This window comes from Acinetobacter haemolyticus, assembly GCF_003323815.1.
GTDB lineage: Bacteria > Pseudomonadota > Gammaproteobacteria > Pseudomonadales > Moraxellaceae > Acinetobacter > Acinetobacter haemolyticus.
Map to the genome: position 1 here is coordinate 1,853,427 of NZ_CP030880.1, position 17,215 is coordinate 1,870,641.

A 17,215-nucleotide genomic window follows, 5' to 3' on the forward strand; every position below is an offset into this window, starting at 1 on the left:
AAATATCGCAGTGCATGTTTACTCACAACTTTTGTCAATTTTAGTGACTATCAAGCCAATTAGACCTCAATAGACACTAAACAGGATACATGAAAAAAACCACAGGTACATTAAGGAATGTTAACGCTAGAGTCGTATTTTTTAGCAACCGTATTTTTACCGAGTGACTTTCATTTGCATTGCTAAATATTCACTATCTTGATGCAAAAGTGCGATCAGAGGCTTAGTTAAAAGCTCATAACGCCAGCCTAATAAATAATCTGGTAAAACTTGTTCGTCCAAACCAAATACGACATGCTCATAAATCGCATGAAGCCATTTCTTTCGTAACAACACCTCTTTAGGTATAGATGTTTGATTAACAATACCATCAATCAACTGATCAACTTTCGGGGCTAACTCTTTCGAATTATTCTTAATCGGACGTGCAATTCTAAGCGGCCACTCATCTTCTGGCGGCAAAAATTTCAAAAGTTCTAAAATCATTTTGCCGTGCTCACGCACAACATTAGGTCGAATATCTTTAACTTGAGCAAGTTGAAATGTATTGCGCGGATTTTTCTCTACCAAATCAATCATCGTTGCGTTTTTAAGAATAAAACTACGCGGTTGATTCATCGCTTTGGTAATTTGCTCACGCCAGATGCTTAATTGTTGTAATTGCATTAACTCACGGCGTGAATGGCGATAATTACCGATATCGGTATACAGCTCGGCGAGTGGAGTATCTGTTCCAATTTCTTTGGTGAGATTCTGACAGTCTTCCAACACATAGTGATATATCCCTTTGCTCTGCAAATCGCGTTTTAATGCTTCAGCAAGTCTAGGTAAATAAAGTACATCATTCGCAGCATAACTGATTTGTTGTGGTGTTAGCGGACGTGCCAACCAATCTGAGCGTGTTTGATCTTTCTCTATCTCAATATCTAAATAAGTCTTGAGTGCGTTTTGATAGCTAACCTGCAAACCATTCCCAAGAAAAGCCATCGCGACTTGTGTATCAAAAATATTATGCAATGGTTTTTGATCAGCATAATGATAAATTAAATCAATATCTTCACTACATGCATGAAAGATATTCTGCTGTGCATTGAACACTTTGTCCCAAAAATGTGTGAGATCTAATACCGTACCATCAAGCAATGCAACCTGACCGTCTAGATTAATTTGGCACACCCCGAGTTTTGGATATAAGGTATCAACCTTAATAAACTCAGTATCAAGTGCATAGGTGGAACAATGTTCCATTTTGTGGAGGAGAACAGCTAAATCTTCTTGCTGCTGGATAAACTGAAACATATTTGCTCAAATACAATAAAAAGAACCATTTGCAATCAAACTGCAAAAACACAGTGATTACTCAAACAAAATAAACGCAAAACTCAATCAGTATTCCACTTGCACATGAAATTACTCCTCTTCCCTATAATCAAAAAAACGAAAATCCTTTTCGCCTGCTAATAGTGCCATACATTGCGCTAAATAGATCTAGAATAATGTTAGACAAAATGTAAAAGTTAATTATTTGTTTAAATTAACAGCATGAATTTAAAATAAATATCCACAAATGATTATTTTACTGTTATTTCATCCGCATTCGGTTATGTACAGCTTGACTTAAAGTATGACTATCAACATATTCCAACTCACCGCCTTGTGGTACGCCCTGTGCAATGCGTGTCATATGAATCGGTAAATGCTTGGTTGCCTCTACCAAATAATGCGCTGTCGCTTGGCCTTCTACTGTTGCATTGGTTGCCAAAATCACCTCTTGGACCTTCCCTTCACTCAAACGCTGAATCAAATAGGGAATACCAATTTCTTCAGGGCCAATTCCGTCTAAAGGTGATAAGTGTCCACCCAAGACATGATATTTACCTCTAAAACTACCACTTTGTTCAATCGCCATCACATCTGCAGGCGACTCAACCACACAAAGTAACTGCTCATCACGCTCAGTCGATGCACAAATATCACAGATTTCATTTTCGGTTAGAGAATGACAAATATGACATTCATGAATATGACTAGAAGCCTCATGCAAAGCATGTGACAAAGCAAATGCTCCTTCACGGTTTTTCATCAATAAATGTAATGCCATACGCTGCGCAGACTTTGGACCAACACTCGGTAGGATACGCAATGCTTGAACTAATTGTTCAAATCTTTCACTAAACACAAATTAACTCTCAGAATCTCCGCCAATCCCTCTTTAATGAAGGCAGCCCCTCCCCAAAATGCGATTAGAGTATCGCAAGAAAGGGAGGCTCGGAGGGATTTAAAATAAACCAGATAGACCTGGCGGTAAGCCCATACCAGAATTTGCACCTTGCAACTTCTCTTCAGAAATCGCTTCAGCTTGACGCGCCGCATCATTCATTGCCGCTGCAATTAGATCTTCAATCATATCGGCTTCATCTTGTAAAAGATCTGGACTAATCTCAATACGTTTAACGACATTACGACAAGTCATCGTTACTTTAACTAAACCACCACCCGCTTCAGCATGAACTTCGGTGTTCGCAAGCTCTTCTTTGGCTTTTTTAAGGTTCGATTCCATATCCTTTTGCATGCGTTGAGCTTGCTGCATGAGCATATTAATGTTCATAAGTTTCTCTCGTTAAATTAAATCTAAACCGCGTGATAAATCACGAATAATATCATTAATGTCCTCTAAACCGACAGACACACGAATTAAGCCTTCTTCAATTCCTGCGGCTTGTTTAGCTTCAGCCGACATTCTACCATGTGAGGTGGTTGCTGGATGGGTAATTGTTGACTTAACGTCACCTAGATTACTGGTAATGGACAAGAAACGAGTATTATCAATCACCGTCCAAGCAGCTTGACGCTCACCTTTCACTACAAACGATACCACGCCACCAAAACCTTTTTGCTGTTTCTTGGCAAGCTCATGGCCTGGATGATTTGGTAAACCCGCATAATAAACTTTTTCCACTTTATCATGCTGTTGTAACCACTCAGCCAATTTCTGCGCATTTTCACAATGGGCTTTCATTCGAATGCTCAGCGTTTCTAAGCCTTTTAAGAAAATCCAAGCATTGAATGGACTCATTGAGTTACCTAGGGTACGAATAACCCCATTAATCTCTTCAAGCAGGTCATGCTTTCCAACTACTGCACCCCCCAAAGCACGACCTTGACCATCGATATACTTCGTTGCTGAGTATAAAACTAAATCTGCACCAAACTTAATTGGTTGCTGTAATACTGGCGTACAGAAACAGTTATCTACTGCAAACAAAGCACCATGTGCATGTGCAATATCTGCAATTGCCTGCATATCACCCACTTGCGCCAATGGATTAGATGGTGTTTCGATAAAGAGTAAACGCGTATTTGGACGAATCGCTTGTTTCCATCCCTCAAGATCACCCAAATCAACAAAAGTCACTTCAACTGCGAATTTAGCAACGTATTTTTCAAACAAAGCGATGATTGAACCAAATACAGCGCGTGAGCAAATCACATGATCGCCTGCTTTCAGATACGCCATACAGATCGCATGCACTGCCGCCATACCTGAACTGGTCGCTACAGCACGTTCTGCGCCATCAAGCACCGCTAAACGCTTCTCAAATGCCTGTACAGTCGGATTGGTATACCGTGAATATGTATTCCCCGCGATTTGCCCAGAAAACTTGGCAGCAGCATCGGCAGCACTCTCACAGACAAACGATGACGTTAAAAAGATAGGTTCACTGTGTTCACCTTCAAAGGTACGATCATGCCCAGTACGAATGGCCAGTGTTTCAAGTTGGTATTCTAAATCATCGCTTGGATTCATCGTTTTGTATGCCTTATGATCAATGGTCTCAATCTTCCTTTATAAAAAAGTAATAATTTTTATAAAGGGTTATCAAATCCTGTCTAAATATGCCAACATTTTGATCGCCTAATGTATTTAAGGTCAAGGCATAAGATGAAATTATCGCTTAGACTTCGTGCAATCTTGACTCATGATGAGACTTTCATAGATGAAATCGCTTGTGGAACAGCAAAAAATAAATTTTAAACATCTCGCTATGCGCGTATTTGAATCTGACAAACTCGTGCTGTCCCAATCAACACCCTATCAAGTCATCGCTCAATTTAAACAAACCCGTGTGCGCTTTTATGCATCTGAGAATAAACGCTACAAAGAGCCACTGGTTTTTGTTGCTCCACTCGCCATCAACATGGATATCTATGACCTCTATCCTTATCGCTCTTTAGTCAAACATTTCCAAGAGGCTGGTTTTGATGTCTATCTGATTGATTGGGGTAAACTCACCTATAAAAATTATCAAATTAACTTTCTTTCCTTTCTTGATAAGTTTATTCCACGGTGTATTGAAGCAATTCAAAAGCATTCTAAATCTGAAAAAATTTCACTACATGGTTGGAGTATGGCTGGCATCTTTGTCACACTTTATACCGCACGACATCAACCTAATGCTGTCAAAAATCTCGTGGTGCTTGGTAGCCCAATTGATAGTTATGCATCTGGTTATATCGGCAAACTCTATAAAACACTTGCTTATGTGACTTCACGAAATGAAAAAATTAAAAATTACATTTATAACCGCTTACCCAAAGTAATGATTCATTCTCCGGGTTTTTTAAACTCCCTTGGATTTAAACTTCTTGATCCTAAAGGCTGGATTGATGGAAATATCCAATTATTAAAAAACTTGGATAATCTTAAACTTGTACAAGAAGATGCGACACTGAGCCATTTCTTAAACAACATGATTGATTATCCGGGTGGTATTAACCAAGACATGCTGTTTAATGTTTGGATGCAGAACCCTCTGAAGAATGGTGCAATTACCCTCAAGAACAAAACCATTGAATTGAAAAATATTAATTGTTCACTTTTGGTCGGTGCAGGGAAAAGTGATCAATTGGTTACAGCAGATGCCGCTTTTCCTTTAACTCAACTGACCAGTAGCCAAGATGTGACGTTTACCTTGATACCGGGCGGACATTTAGGTTTAATGTCTAGTCAAAATAGTTCAATTGAGTTCTGGCCAACACTTACAAATTGGCTGTCAGAACGATCAACGCTAATAAGAAGGTAGACAATGATTCAATCTGTTGCATTTATCGGTTTAGGCGCTATGGGTTTTCGCATGGCGGCACATTTACCAAAGCATTTCGATACGGTCTTGGTTTGGAATCGAAATTTCAGTAAAGCTGAACAACATGCAACAGAATATGGCACCACAGCAGTTGAACTATCCGAAGCTGTACAAGCAGATATTATTTTTTCTTGTTTACCGACCAGCCAAGATGTTGAAACATTAATTGACAGTGTTGAAATTAAATCAGGTGCGATTTGGATCGACTGTACCAGTGGAGTGCCAGAGGCTGCTCAGCGGTTAGCTGAAAAGTTAAAGCCTCAAAATATCGATTTTCTTGACGCTCCTGTAAGTGGTCAAACGATTGGTGCTGAAAATGCAACTTTAACTTTTATGGTGGGTGGCGATGTTAATGCATTTGAACGTGCATACCCAGCGATGGCGGCATTAGGTAAGTTGATTCAACATGTTGGCGATTCTGGCGCTGGTTTTGCAGTAAAAGCAATTAATAATATGCTACTCGCGGTAAACTTATGGTCAGTCGCAGAAGGCTTTTCTACTCTAAAAGCACATGGTGTAAATCTCGATGCAGCATTAAATTGTATCAATGCATCGAGTGGTAAAAGTCTTGTCACAGAAAATATTTTTCCGCAACGTGTGTTAAGCCGTGAATTTCCTGTGACCTTTGCTCTACCATTGCTAGCGAAAGATACTGGAATTGCTTTAGATTTAGTTCATGATGCAAAACTACCTGCACCAATCCTCTCTTTGACACAAAGTCTAATCCAAGCGGCAAGTTTAACGGCTGAGCCTAATAGTGACTTTTCGGCTGCTGTAAAAATGTATGAGTCTTGGAGTAAAATCACATTGGAATAAATCTATAACTTAAAAATTCCATTTAATTATTACGTTAAAGAAACAGCTATTTTGAGCGGTTTTTTTAACGTAATTCAGAAAAATAGAATAATAAACTATTTATTAATCACAAAAAACCAATATATTTAAGCAATTAATTTTTTATATTTTTTAGTTTATTATTTCTCTTAACTTCAAAATAGTTGAATAATTTATTTTGGAATTTTTCCACTTAAATATATTAAATTTCATGTTAAATATAACATAATTCATATTGGGTTTAGTTGTGTAGTATTTACCTTAACAGCTAATCACAGCTACTAATTTTAGATGTATCTTGGGTTTACATTCATGCTTAATAAATTTCCTGTACCTGAAGATCTTCCATATGATCTGACTACAATTTATTATCGCCTTTTTATGCAGCTTCCTCTAGGGGAACTAAAGGATACTGTAGACTTACAAATGGCGCTTAATCAAGTAAACGCAGCTGATATTTATGCTTTACAGGACTATCCAACACATAACCTATCTGCTTACACCGGTTGGGCTATTAGTTCAGAATTAACTCAAGCTGCAAGTAAACAACGGCCAGTATTAATCGATAACCTGTACTGCTGGGGATCACAACTCTATCGTTCAGTGAACCCATATAAACTAGATCTGAGTGGTAAAAATCTACTCAGGATTCCACAATATACGAAATTACCTGAATCTGTTGATGCTGTTATTGCAGAAGATGATAATCGTTTAGATATTTCTGATTATGATAATAAAAAAATTATAGCACCTGTCTCTACAATGCAAGGCGTTATTCAGCAAGGCAGTGTAATTAAACGAGGTGATCTAATCTTAGCCAAAAATGAAAAAGTCTCACCAGAAAAATTGATTGCACTCAGACGAGCTGGGGTTAAAGAACTCACAATTTATAGAAATCCACGAATACTAGTTGTGAGTATGCATAGTTTTGATGAGGAGCATTCACTTTGTGAAGAAAGCGTGTACGTTAAAGACGTTTTAAAAACGTGGGGTTACGATCATGTCGAGATAAAACTGCTTAAACCACAGCGTTATGATTCAGCGTTCAATAGCCTTAAGAAAGAAAAAGACCTTACTTTAGATGAAACATTAACAACAGATTGGGAAAGTTATAATCTTTTTTTTGAAGAACATATTCCTAATTTTGATGTCATGATTCTATGTACACATAAGAATGTTGGTGGTTCTGTATTTTCAATCGGTAGACTTACGACTTTTGATCCTGGCAGTATGCCCTCAAATTTCCAAACACGCTCTATCCCTGCTGCAGAAATGGGCATTATTAGAAGCATGCCTAGAACTCCTCAAGTACGTGAAATCGTACCGCTCTTTGATGATCAAGGTAATCCGAGAGGCTCTAAAACCGTTATCACCGAAGATAAAGCGACGATCATTAATCTACCCGGTGATATGCAAGACATTGCCTTACTCATGCATTTCATGGTGAAGTATATCTTAAATAAACATGACGTCGATTTTTTCAACAAAACATTTATAAAGGGTTTCACCAAACAAAAAATTGAAACAGATTCCAGTCAAAAGAAATTGTTATGGGGCAAATATCAACTACACAATGATGGCGAATATTCCTTAGAAATGATTGAACAGCAGAATTCGTATCAAATCCAACCATTTCTTACCGCGAACTGTATTGCAATCATCCCTTTTTCTGAACAGCCAATTCAAGCAAATGAAATGATTTATTTTATGAAGATTGATTAAATGTAAATTTATAACAAAGGTTATACATCGCATAAAAAACCATAACTTAATTTTTGTCATGGTTTTTTATTAGCAAAATTATTTATTATTCACATCAATTTTAAATATCTTCCCATTACATACCCAAACTGTATAAACCTGCATATCAATCTCATAAATATATTCTGTTGCACTGCAAAAAGATCGGCCATCTCTATGTTTGAAATATCTTGGATAAGACTTCCCCATCTTTCTAATTAAATCGCTTTCACTATCTCCAATGCTAACAAGCTCATAGGCGGAACGCATTGAATTTGTTTCTCTGGCAAAAGTAGTGACTGACATTAAAATTGAAATTATTGCGAGTATTAAGTATTTCATTCTATAAAACTCTTATTATTTAATTCACATAATTTACCAAACAGTAAAAACAAAGTCATTACAAAAAAACTGATGCTTTACTTTATCGTTGCATAGAGCAGCGGACTTATCATCCGTTGGTCTAGGTAACTAAATTTAGTATTTATCTGACCTTGAACCCTAAAGTTCAAGGACTTAGTTATGTAAAATCTCTAACTAATTTTTTACTCAGAAGCTTATCGTGTATTTCGTATTCAGATTGGCATGTTCAGGTAAGTTATGTACATCCTGATCCGTAATAACCCCATGCTCAGGCATTTTAAAGGTATTGTAAGCTTCGTTCTTAGGAACAACTGGAGCTTTATTTATACTTTCATAATTCGAAGATACACAGCCAACAAGCCCTAACCCCAGTGTAAACGCAATTAAAAATGTCTTCATAATTCCATTGATTACTATAAAAGTCACATAATCTAACAAACTATTCCGTGAATGTCTTATGACTAAAATTTATGAGTTATAACATCAAAACGTTAACTAAAAATGCAAAATCGCTTGAATTAAATTTAAAAACCAGAAAACAGATCAGACAAATCTGTCTAAAAAAACCAAAGAGTCTACTATGTCAAAATTTCTCAAAAGATATTGATATAAAACAATTTTTACTATAATTAAGAATAAATTATGGAGTAAAATTACACTCAAATAATATAGTTTTATTGAAATTTCATCAATAAACCTTATATTAGTACATGCACTAGGTTCAACTTAGTGCTTATTCATAACGAGAGGAATACCTCATGAAGAAGTTTACAGTTGCAGTTTTTGCAAGTTTCGCCGCACTGACAAGTTTCAGTATGCAAGCTTCCGCTTCAGAGCAAGAATGTAAAAAGTTACAAGATAACTATAACCTTATCTATGCCTCTAAAGGCTTCTGCTTCAAAGATGCTGATGCAAAAGCAAAATACGGTAATGAAAACTGCCACACAACTAAGCCTAAGTTTTCTGAAAAAGAACAACAACGCTTAGATGAAATTAAAGCGCGTCAAAAAGAATTGAATTGTAAATAAGCATATTCTCTAGGCTAATGTCGATAAAAATTATCGATTCGCTCCATGAGAATTATTTTAAAGGACTAATCATGGCATACGATGACCAAAATATTTTTGCAAGAATCCTGCGTGGTGAATTACCAGCGATAAAAGTTTATGAAGATGAACAAGTTCTTGCTTTTATGGATATCATGCCTCAAGCCGATGGTCACACTTTAGTGATTCCAAAGACCCCAGCCGTTACCCTGCTAGACCTTCCTGCCGATGCCGCTGCTTATACGATTCAAATCGTGCAGAAAATTGCTCAAGCGATGGAAAAGGCGCTAGACGTAAAAGGGATTGTATTAATGCAACTAAACGGTTCTACTGCTGGTCAAACTGTACCGCATATACATTTTCATCTGATTCCAAGTTCAATCCATGAGCTTGGTCGCCATGCAGCTCAAATGGGTGATCAAGAAAAGATTAAAATGCTGGCTGAAAAGATCAAAGCTGCTCTTTAAGTTTTGTAATCATTAAAAACGGAGCTTCTGCTCCGTTTTTTATTTTTGACTATTTGTATAAAAATCAACAATAAATCTAGCTTTAATCCGAACTTAACCGTCATAAAACTGTCATTTTTCCTTCACTTCTTTGTCACAAAGTTTACCGATACTGCATACAAGTTAGTGAGCTATGTAACTTTTTGTACATAAGCAAACTTATAACAGTAACTAAGGCAACAGCCATTTACAAAAAAGTGTTTTGGAGAAATCTCAATGAAAAAATTGCTTCTTGCTGCTACTGTAGCAACATTAGCCATGAATGCAGCGCAAGCAGCACCAACATTGTATGGTAAGCTCAATGTGACGCTCGATCAAATTGATAAGAATGGCTTTAAAGACGAAAGCGTAACAAAAGTAAACTCAAATGCATCTCGTATTGGTGTAAAAGGCGAAGAAAAATTAACTGAAAACCTTTCTGCTGTTTACTTAATCGAATGGCAAGTTAATGCAGACAGTGAAGATAAAGATGGCAGAGAATTAACTCAACGCAATCGCTTTATTGGTCTTAAATCTGATGGCGTTGGTACATTAAAAGTTGGTAAATACGACTCTTATTTCAAAACAGCAGCTGGTAATAACCAAGATATTTATAACGATCACAATGAACTTGATATGACTGCTGTCCTAGCTGGTGAAGATCGTTTGAATAATGTGATCGGTTTTGAAACAGATAAAAAATTATTAGGTGGTTTGGCTTTCAACATCATGTTCCAACAAGGTGAAGAGTCTTCTACTAAAGAAAATGCAGCTAATGGTTACAAAGGCAGTCGTGATGGTTTTGGAGACGGTGTTTCTGCTTCGATCACTTATGACAACAAAGATTATGGTTTAGCTGCTGCAGTAGCTGGAAACTATGGTATTGCTTCTAAATATGGCGCATATGGATTATCTGGTATTTATACAGATGCAATCCGTGTAACAGGTTCACTTGATTTCACGAAATTAGGTTTTGATGGTTTTGTTTTGGGCGCTTTATGGCAAACTGCTCAACCTACAGACGATACTGTGACGACAACCAGTGGTTCTGATGTAACCTCTTATAAAGGCCTACAAGAAGATGCATATGGTGTAACAGCAGCATACAAAATCCCTTCTACTCCGATTAAGTTAAAAGCACAGTATATTTCTGCTACGACAGAGTCGAATGGTCGTGATGATCGTAAACAAGATCTTTATGGTCTAGGTGCTGATTATCAAATCAATAAACAAGCACGTTTCTATGGCGTAGTTGGTCAGCAAAAACGTGATTGGTTAGTGAAAGATGATAAGAAAACAACTATTGGTTTAGGTATGGAATATAACTTCTAATTTGAAGCTTATTTCCTAATCAGTAAAAAAGGGCTTTATGCCCTTTTTTCATTTAGAGAATAGATAAATCGTTGCCACTACATTCATGAAAACAATTGAAATAAATGAATACCATAAAATTTTAAAAAAATGATCCTTTCTTAAAACATAATAAATTAAAAGTATGATCAGCAGTATCGTGGAGAAAAACAGCCAAATTATTCCAAGTAATTGGGAGCTTTCCCAAATATTTTTTTCTACTACAAAATAAACGTCTTTGTATAAAGATGGTATAAATAAAATCGATAAGAGAGATGAAAAGATAAATAACTTTTGTCGGAATTCTTTAATAAAAAAAGCAACAAGTATCAACATCGGTAAAGTGATGACGAAATAGATAAAAAATATTAAAAAGAAGCCCACTCCAGAACCTGCTACAGTCATTCTATCTCCTAAATTTAAACTCTAAAAAAACAAAGCCCATATTCAAATGAGCTTTATCTTATAAATCTATTACGTTTAATATTTACTTCTTCAAAAAACCACTCACTAGATTCAAAACATTTTGAATATCATTATTCGCTTCTTGTGGATTAGTACCACTCCCTTGTGGCGTTAAAGAGTCGATCACCTGCGGTAAAACCGATGCAATTGCGCCATAAATGGCTTGTTTAGGCGCCTGAGTTTGCTGTGCAACTTGCTCAACATCTTGGTCATCAAATAAACTTTGCATGTTTTGAGTTGGTATATCTGTATTATTTGGCTGATTAGGATCAACCCAACTTTGTACTTGGTTCGCCAAACCTGCATTTTTTAATTTGTCCAACGCACCTTGCAAACCGCCTTGTTTTTGAATCCAAGCCAAAATTAGGGGCAAAACGGCTATAAGCAAAGTTTGGGCTGAATTTCCACCTTTGGCGCTACTTTGTTGATTACCACCATTCAATTGACCCAGCACAGAACCAAGTATTCCGCCCAAACCGCCTTGTTGATTGGAGTTGCCCTGTTGTCCACCCATTTGTCCTAATACAGAACCAAGAATACCACCTAGCCCACTACTCGATTGTTGCTGACCGCCTAAAGCTTGTTTTGCTAACATTTCAACAATATTGCTTAAATCTGTCATGACGCATATGTTCCTTTGGAATATTTATCCAAAAAGCATACGCTGCTTTGAAAGTATAGAACAAAATTGAATTGTTAAATTTTGCAAGAACTTGAACACACACTCAATCAGATGATAGCGATCAAATAGTTCAACAGTTCATGATATTTACCAACGGAATTTATCCCAGTTTTCTGGGTTTGCCCAAAACTTGGAATTGAACCAATCTGGCACATGCTTATAGGTCAAAATATTAAACTGCCACAAGGCAAAATTGCTTTCATGTGTTGTTTTATCAATTAATTGAGTGAAACCAAGTGAACGTAATAACTTTTCGTCATCAATTTTACTCACGACCACAATTCGTTTTGCCATAAGGTCACGTAACCTTACCAATAACTGTGCTTTTTGTGTTTCTGTAATATTTTGCATTTCTTCGGTGTCAAATAATACAAAACCTAAATCATAACGCTGAGTAAAAGGCAGATTTAAAAAGTCAGTTACGTTAAAATGATGCCATTGAATTGAAGCATTTTGGTCAATCTGTTGACCGATACAAAGTGCAGTATGTATGGGCTGTTCCTGAGATAAATCGTCTAGCATAGAAGTGATGACATTTTGTTCAGCCATAACTGCAACCCTTGATTGAGAAAGATGAGAGTTTATTCATGGAACTACAAGGCATTTGTCATAAAATGCATGCAGCACTCACAGCGCATAGTGTAACTGATCAATCAACGCGCAAGGCAAATGTTGAATATAAATTTATATTAGATCGTTCAGAAACTGATCTACCGTTTAATCTGGGACAAGAAATAGAGATCGAATGGACAGGAAATATTTTCTGTACATCTTGTGGTGCGAAAACACCAAAGTCATATTCACAAGGACACTGCTTCAAATGCTTTAAAACCAAGGCTGAATGTGATTTGTGTATTATGAAGCCTGAAACCTGCCATTATCATCTCGGTACTTGCCGTGAAGATGATTTTGCACATCAGGTCTGCTTCCAGCCTCATATCGTGTATTTAGCAAATTCAAGTGCGCTCAAAATCGGAATTACACGTATCGTAAATATGCCCACACGTTGGTTAGATCAAGGTGCGACTCAAGCACTGCCGATCATGAAAGTGGGTTCACGTCGATTGTCTGGGCATTTGGAAACCATGTTCGGGACACAGATTGCAGACAAGACTGACTGGCGAAAACTCCTTAAAGGTGAAGCAGAACCACTGAACTTGGTTGAACAACGTGATCAAATCATCGAGGAGTTTGCTCCAAAAATTCAAAGCATTCGTGAGGAGTTCAGTCAAAATCTTGAGTTTGATGAGGGTTTAGAGTTCTTAGACAATGAATTGCCACATGAATTCATTTACCCTGTTGAACATTATCCTGAAAAAATTAAATCCTTGAATTTAGATAAAACCCCAAAAATCCGTGGTGTATTACAGGGTATTAAAGGTCAGTATTTATTATTGGACATTGGTGTCATTAATATTCGTAAATACACTGGTTATGAGTTAATTCTACGTGCGTAAGTAAAAAGGTGGCATTTATAAGCCACCTTTTTTTAATTCGACTCTGTTTCCAGACAATGCAAAATCGCTTGAACTGGATCTTCAGTATCTCCGGAAATCAATCGTTTATGCATACTCAAATGTTGCATCATTTGAATGTGCGCTGTTTCATGATCCATCAATCTTTCAATTTCAGCAGCTAAATTTTGTGGCGTGGCGTCGGCTTGAATAAGTTCTTCGATTACTTTCTTACCTGCAATAATATTAGGTAATGAATAATATGGAATTTTGACCAAGAATTTTGCAATAAGATACGTTAACCAATTCAACTTATAAAAAGTTACCATCGGTCGATGTAATAGCATGGCTTCCAGCGTTGCTGTACCCGATGCAAGTGCCACAATATCACTGGCACTCATCACCATACGGCCAATTTTTGATTCTGAATCAATGTTTTCCAGGATATGAATTTTCGACTTGAGTGTGATGTCTAGATTTAAAATACCCTGTTCAATTTGATGCTTACGTGCTTCATTAATCGCTGGGATCAAAAACTCTAACTCAGGATATTTACGATGTAAAATCTCGGCAGCACCAGTGAGTAAAGGTAGTAAACGTTCAATTTCACCACGACGACTACCAGGTAATAAAGCAATATGTATTTTATCCGCAGATAAGCCGAGTTGATGTTTTGCTTCAATAATTGGATTTTTTAATGGCAATTGCTTGGCGAGCGGATGTCCAACGAATGCAGCCGCAACCTCATAATTTTCATAGAATGTTTTTTCAAAAGGAAATAGACATAATACAAGGTCAATACTACGTTTGATGCCATGAACACGACCCTGACGCCATGCCCATACTGATGGGCTTACGTATTGTACTGTTTTGATCGGTAGATTCTTTTCCTTGATCGTTTTCGATAAACGCAAATTGAAATCAGGCGCGTCAATACCAATAAAAATATCAACTGGATGCTCTGTCCAACGTTCAACCAAACCATCGCGTACTGCAAACAACTTTTTCAGATCTTTTAAAACTTCTACAATCCCCATAACAGATAAAATTTCCATAGGATAATAGCTATGAAAACCCTCTGCGATCATTTGTGGACCGCCAATCCCCTCAAATTCAGCATCAATTCCTTGTTCGCGAAAACTTCGCATGAGTTTTACCCCTAGCGTATCTCCTGAAACTTCCCCGACAACGATGCCAATTTTTAGTTTTTGCTTTAACAAGACCTGCGCCCCATTCAAAAGTTTAAAAGATTCTAACAGAATGATTTTACATCGAATCACTGTAAATACTGTAATTTGTTCACGATTGGTGAAAATGATCTCAATCTAATAAACCATTTTATAGCAAAAAAATTATCTAGAATTGCGATGAATTACAGATTGCGTGTGCATACATGAAACATTAATATAAACAAGAATCATTTTCACATGTGATTCTTTATCTCTCCCTTTTGCTTTACAAGTATACTTATGGCCAAGTCAGCTTCCCTTTCATTCGTCTATCGAATAAGTATTTTCTATCGTTTCGCTTTGGTATTTGTACTGGGCTATTTGTGTACGCTGTATCTGAGTTTAAGTCTTACCGAATTATTTACATCCTTATTATTCGCCAAAGCAGAATCTATCTTTTTGGCAGCGTTTATCTCTATCCTATTTTATGTTTGTTTCGTCCTCATCGGCTTCTGTACCAATTCTTTAATTAAACTTACTTTGATTAGCTCAATTTTATTGGCCGTATTGTTTGGCTTATCAGTAGGTCTAAGTTAATGGGAAATAAAGGTGTTCGCCAATCAATGGCATGGTTGCACGCATGGACTGGATTAATTTTCGGATGGTTATTATTTGCCATTTTTTTAATGGGAACGAGTTCCTACTATCGCCACCATATAAACTTGTGGATGCAACCACAACTGGCTGAATATCAAATTAATCAAGACACAGCTATTCAAACTGCAACGCAGTATTTGGAAAAAAATGCTTCCGATGCGAAATCATGGTTTTTCAGCGTCGCCAATCAGGAACAACCCGTAAATAAAATTTATTGGGAAAAAGCCGACGGTGCTTATGAAAGTCGTACTTTAGATGCAAATACAGGACAAGAATTACAGCTTTCAGCAACGCAAGGCGGAGAGTTTTTCTATCGTTTCCATTATCAATTGTATGGAATGCCTGTTTTGATTGGGCGATTAATTGCAAGTTTAGCGGCTTTTGTAATGCTCATTGTTTTAATTTCAGGGATTATTACTCACAAAAAAATAATTACTGATTTTTTTACTTTAAGAACATTCAAGTCACAACGTTCATGGCTTGATTTCCATAACGTATCTTCGGTTGTAGCACTACCTTTTTTCCTGACCATTACCTTTACAGGTTTGGCGATATTCTTTTATCTGTATCTCCCCTTAGGGATGAAAAAACTCTACCCAGATAATCCTTATCAATATTTTACAGAAATTCGAACCATTACCGAAACACAGAAATCCAATGCAGCACCTCAGCCATTAGAAGCGGTAACCGTAGCTGAATTATTGAAACAAGTCCGCCAGCAATGGGGAGATCAAGCACTAGCCACCATTGAGGCAAAAAATCCCAATACAGATCAAGCAATCATTACCTTTAAGCAACTTGAAGATCGCTCAATTACGCTTGATCAAGCCCAAATCAGTTTTAACCATACGGGTAAAATTCTAACGAATACGAGAAATAACAGTCCTATTGCAACTTTGAATTTTGGCGTTTATAGCCTGCATATGGCGACTTTCGCTCAACCAATACTTAGACTGGCTTTTTTCCTTTCTGGAATTCTAGGCTGTTTAATGATTGCTTCAGGTTTGTTGTTATGGAGCTTAAAACGTCAGATTCAAAATAAGTCAAATCAGTTCCATTTTGGTTACTACTTGGTTGACCGTTTGAATATTGCAACTTTTATCGGCTTACCTATCGCTATGCTGAGCTATTTATTTGCAAATCGTTTCGTACATATCTCAGGAAACACGCCAAATTATGAAATCTATACGTTTTTTAGCGTTTGGCTCTTCAGCTTTATCGTGGCTTTATTCACAAAGAAACAGTATTTATGGAAATCTCAAATTGCTGTTTTCGGCATACTCGCGATCAGCTTGCCAATTTACGACTTTATTTATCTTATTCAAAATCAACTGATTTCTGATTTTAATAGTTATTGGCTGTTTTTACGAATAGATCTATTTTTCATTTTTTGCGCATTGTTCGCCTTATTTATATATCGCAATATCCAACCTATTCAAATGAAAGCAACACAAAAGATCAAAACAAAATTAGCTAAATCAAAGGTGGCAATATGATTGTTATGGGTTTATTTCTCATCTTGATCGGTATGTTCATCCTCTATGAATGTAGTGATAAACGAATCAATAAATCCCCATATCAGCATCGCATCAAACAATTTAGATTGATCTTGAGACTTATTGCTTTCTTCAGTTTGTTCATCGCTGGTGCTTTGTTATGTTGGAAATATGGCCGCTCTATAGGTTTTATTAGTTGGTGGATCTTCGCCACGCCTATTACTTTCTTGTTAATTTTATGGGTCAACGATGTCAGCAAACCACCATTAAAAGGCTGAGTCTAGGATAGCTTCTTTATCTTTTTTTTGTATAAGCAAATCATTTTTCATC

19 protein-coding genes are annotated in these 17,215 nt (G+C 36.8%); 10 read left to right on the plus strand and 9 right to left on the minus strand.

Features of this window, described 5'->3' with window-relative positions; genetic code table 11:
• Positions 1-156: 156 nt before the first annotated feature.
• From DS737_RS08510 to DS737_RS08525, 4 genes are all read right to left on the minus strand, one after another.
• Positions 157-1,299 (minus strand): ribonuclease D, encoded by a 1,143-nt coding sequence (locus tag DS737_RS08510; RefSeq protein ID WP_004639105.1) that lies wholly within the window; start codon positions 1,297-1,299, stop codon positions 157-159.
• A gap of 283 nt (positions 1,300-1,582) precedes the next feature.
• Entirely contained in the window at positions 1,583-2,179 is a 597-nt protein-coding gene (gene recR / locus DS737_RS08515; protein ID WP_004639103.1) for a recombination mediator RecR, read from the minus strand.
• A gap of 99 nt (positions 2,180-2,278) precedes the next feature.
• Positions 2,279-2,608, minus strand: a complete 330-nt coding sequence (locus DS737_RS08520) for a YbaB/EbfC family nucleoid-associated protein (RefSeq protein WP_004662103.1) — start codon at positions 2,606-2,608, stop codon at positions 2,279-2,281.
• 12 nt (positions 2,609-2,620) lie between these two features.
• Positions 2,621-3,808, minus strand: a complete 1,188-nt coding sequence (locus DS737_RS08525) for an O-succinylhomoserine sulfhydrylase (RefSeq protein WP_004639100.1) — start codon at positions 3,806-3,808, stop codon at positions 2,621-2,623.
• Positions 3,809-3,998: 190 nt separating this feature from the next.
• Between DS737_RS08525 and DS737_RS08530 the strand changes: the two genes are divergently transcribed.
• The 3 genes from DS737_RS08530 (at position 3,999) to DS737_RS08540 (ending at position 7,700) form a co-directional block, all read left to right on the plus strand.
• Entirely contained in the window at positions 3,999-5,084 is a 1,086-nt protein-coding gene (locus DS737_RS08530) for an alpha/beta fold hydrolase (RefSeq protein WP_113997313.1), read from the plus strand.
• A 3-nt stretch (positions 5,085-5,087) separates the two neighbouring features.
• On the plus strand, positions 5,088-5,960 hold the full coding sequence (locus DS737_RS08535) for an NAD(P)-dependent oxidoreductase (protein WP_113997314.1): 873 nt from the start codon (positions 5,088-5,090) through the stop codon (positions 5,958-5,960).
• A gap of 330 nt (positions 5,961-6,290) precedes the next feature.
• The gene (locus tag DS737_RS08540; protein WP_113997315.1) at positions 6,291-7,700 is read left to right on the plus strand and encodes a molybdopterin-binding domain-containing protein; all 1,410 of its coding nucleotides are present in this window, start codon (positions 6,291-6,293) and stop codon (positions 7,698-7,700) included.
• 78 nt (positions 7,701-7,778) lie between these two features.
• Here the strand turns inward: DS737_RS08540 and DS737_RS08545 are convergent, their stop codons facing one another.
• Both DS737_RS08545 and DS737_RS16275 read right to left on the minus strand, forming a co-directional pair.
• Complete coding sequence (locus DS737_RS08545; protein WP_171287581.1) at positions 7,779-8,060, minus strand: hypothetical protein; 282 nt, start codon at positions 8,058-8,060, stop codon at positions 7,779-7,781.
• 207 nt (positions 8,061-8,267) lie between these two features.
• Positions 8,268-8,480: a hypothetical protein gene (locus DS737_RS16275; protein WP_075315572.1), complete on the minus strand. Its 213-nt coding sequence runs from the start codon at positions 8,478-8,480 to the stop codon at positions 8,268-8,270.
• A 359-nt stretch (positions 8,481-8,839) separates the two neighbouring features.
• Here DS737_RS16275 and DS737_RS08555 point away from each other — a divergent pair, with 359 nt between their 5' ends.
• The 3 genes from DS737_RS08555 (at position 8,840) to DS737_RS08565 (ending at position 10,944) form a co-directional block, all read left to right on the plus strand.
• Positions 8,840-9,109, plus strand: a complete 270-nt coding sequence (locus DS737_RS08555; protein ID WP_004639089.1) for a YARHG domain-containing protein — start codon at positions 8,840-8,842, stop codon at positions 9,107-9,109.
• A gap of 71 nt (positions 9,110-9,180) precedes the next feature.
• The gene (locus DS737_RS08560) at positions 9,181-9,594 is read left to right on the plus strand and encodes an HIT family protein (protein WP_113997316.1); all 414 of its coding nucleotides are present in this window, start codon (positions 9,181-9,183) and stop codon (positions 9,592-9,594) included.
• A 255-nt stretch (positions 9,595-9,849) separates the two neighbouring features.
• Complete coding sequence (locus DS737_RS08565; protein ID WP_113997317.1) at positions 9,850-10,944, plus strand: porin; 1,095 nt, start codon at positions 9,850-9,852, stop codon at positions 10,942-10,944.
• A gap of 505 nt (positions 10,945-11,449) precedes the next feature.
• Here the strand turns inward: DS737_RS08565 and DS737_RS08575 are convergent.
• Together DS737_RS08575 and DS737_RS08580 are read right to left on the minus strand one after the other, a co-directional pair.
• Positions 11,450-12,049: a YidB family protein gene (locus tag DS737_RS08575; protein ID WP_004639083.1), complete on the minus strand. Its 600-nt coding sequence runs from the start codon at positions 12,047-12,049 to the stop codon at positions 11,450-11,452.
• Between the two features lie 147 nt (positions 12,050-12,196).
• A complete protein-coding gene (locus DS737_RS08580) occupies positions 12,197-12,658 on the minus strand; it encodes a DUF6231 family protein (protein WP_005080811.1) in 462 nt (153 codons plus the stop codon).
• Between the two features lie 38 nt (positions 12,659-12,696).
• Between DS737_RS08580 and DS737_RS08585 the strand changes: the two genes are divergently transcribed.
• Positions 12,697-13,566, plus strand: coding sequence for a DUF2797 domain-containing protein (locus tag DS737_RS08585; protein WP_005090589.1), 870 nt, complete (start codon positions 12,697-12,699; stop codon positions 13,564-13,566).
• A 32-nt stretch (positions 13,567-13,598) separates the two neighbouring features.
• Here the strand turns inward: DS737_RS08585 and lpxB are convergent, their stop codons facing one another.
• Positions 13,599-14,783, minus strand: coding sequence for a lipid-A-disaccharide synthase (gene lpxB / locus DS737_RS08590; RefSeq protein ID WP_017396754.1), 1,185 nt, complete (start codon positions 14,781-14,783; stop codon positions 13,599-13,601).
• 249 nt (positions 14,784-15,032) lie between these two features.
• On the opposite strand from lpxB, the gene DS737_RS16280 reads away from it, so the two are divergent.
• The 3 genes from DS737_RS16280 to DS737_RS16285 are packed head-to-tail and all read left to right on the plus strand — an operon-like array spanning position 15,033 to position 17,163.
• A complete protein-coding gene (locus DS737_RS16280) occupies positions 15,033-15,329 on the plus strand; it encodes a hypothetical protein (protein WP_080592148.1) in 297 nt (98 codons plus the stop codon).
• On the plus strand, positions 15,329-16,885 hold the full coding sequence (locus DS737_RS08600; RefSeq protein ID WP_113997318.1) for a PepSY-associated TM helix domain-containing protein: 1,557 nt from the start codon (positions 15,329-15,331) through the stop codon (positions 16,883-16,885). Before DS737_RS16280 ends, DS737_RS08600 begins: the two co-directional genes overlap by 1 nt.
• Positions 16,882-17,163 (plus strand): hypothetical protein, encoded by a 282-nt coding sequence (locus tag DS737_RS16285; RefSeq protein ID WP_005080816.1) that lies wholly within the window; start codon positions 16,882-16,884, stop codon positions 17,161-17,163. The genes DS737_RS08600 and DS737_RS16285 overlap by 4 nt, the downstream gene beginning before the upstream one ends.
• The last annotated feature ends 52 nt before the right edge of the window (positions 17,164-17,215 follow it).

Excerpts from the sequence above, each read along its gene's own strand:
- DS737_RS08510 (WP_004639105.1), bottom strand. The coding sequence starts at position 1,299 with ATGTTTCAGTTTATCCAGCAGCAAGAAGATTTAGCTGTTCTCCTCCAC.
- DS737_RS08520 (WP_004662103.1), bottom strand. The coding sequence starts at position 2,608 with ATGAACATTAATATGCTCATGCAGCAAGCTCAACGCATGCAAAAGGAT.
- DS737_RS08525 (WP_004639100.1), bottom strand. The coding sequence starts at position 3,808 with ATGAATCCAAGCGATGATTTAGAATACCAACTTGAAACACTGGCCATT.
- DS737_RS08530 (WP_113997313.1), top strand. The coding sequence starts at position 3,999 with ATGAAATCGCTTGTGGAACAGCAAAAAATAAATTTTAAACATCTCGCT.
- DS737_RS08535 (WP_113997314.1), top strand. The coding sequence starts at position 5,088 with ATGATTCAATCTGTTGCATTTATCGGTTTAGGCGCTATGGGTTTTCGC.
- DS737_RS08540 (WP_113997315.1), top strand. The coding sequence starts at position 6,291 with ATGCTTAATAAATTTCCTGTACCTGAAGATCTTCCATATGATCTGACT.
- DS737_RS08545 (WP_171287581.1), bottom strand. The coding sequence starts at position 8,060 with ATGAAATACTTAATACTCGCAATAATTTCAATTTTAATGTCAGTCACT.
- DS737_RS16275 (WP_075315572.1), bottom strand. The coding sequence starts at position 8,480 with ATGAAGACATTTTTAATTGCGTTTACACTGGGGTTAGGGCTTGTTGGC.
- DS737_RS08555 (WP_004639089.1), top strand. The coding sequence starts at position 8,840 with ATGAAGAAGTTTACAGTTGCAGTTTTTGCAAGTTTCGCCGCACTGACA.
- DS737_RS08560 (WP_113997316.1), top strand. The coding sequence starts at position 9,181 with ATGGCATACGATGACCAAAATATTTTTGCAAGAATCCTGCGTGGTGAA.
- DS737_RS08565 (WP_113997317.1), top strand. The coding sequence starts at position 9,850 with ATGAAAAAATTGCTTCTTGCTGCTACTGTAGCAACATTAGCCATGAAT.
- DS737_RS08575 (WP_004639083.1), bottom strand. The coding sequence starts at position 12,049 with ATGACAGATTTAAGCAATATTGTTGAAATGTTAGCAAAACAAGCTTTA.
- DS737_RS08580 (WP_005080811.1), bottom strand. The coding sequence starts at position 12,658 with ATGGCTGAACAAAATGTCATCACTTCTATGCTAGACGATTTATCTCAG.
- DS737_RS08585 (WP_005090589.1), top strand. The coding sequence starts at position 12,697 with ATGGAACTACAAGGCATTTGTCATAAAATGCATGCAGCACTCACAGCG.
- DS737_RS16280 (WP_080592148.1), top strand. The coding sequence starts at position 15,033 with ATGGCCAAGTCAGCTTCCCTTTCATTCGTCTATCGAATAAGTATTTTC.
- DS737_RS08600 (WP_113997318.1), top strand. The coding sequence starts at position 15,329 with ATGGGAAATAAAGGTGTTCGCCAATCAATGGCATGGTTGCACGCATGG.
- DS737_RS16285 (WP_005080816.1), top strand. The coding sequence starts at position 16,882 with ATGATTGTTATGGGTTTATTTCTCATCTTGATCGGTATGTTCATCCTC.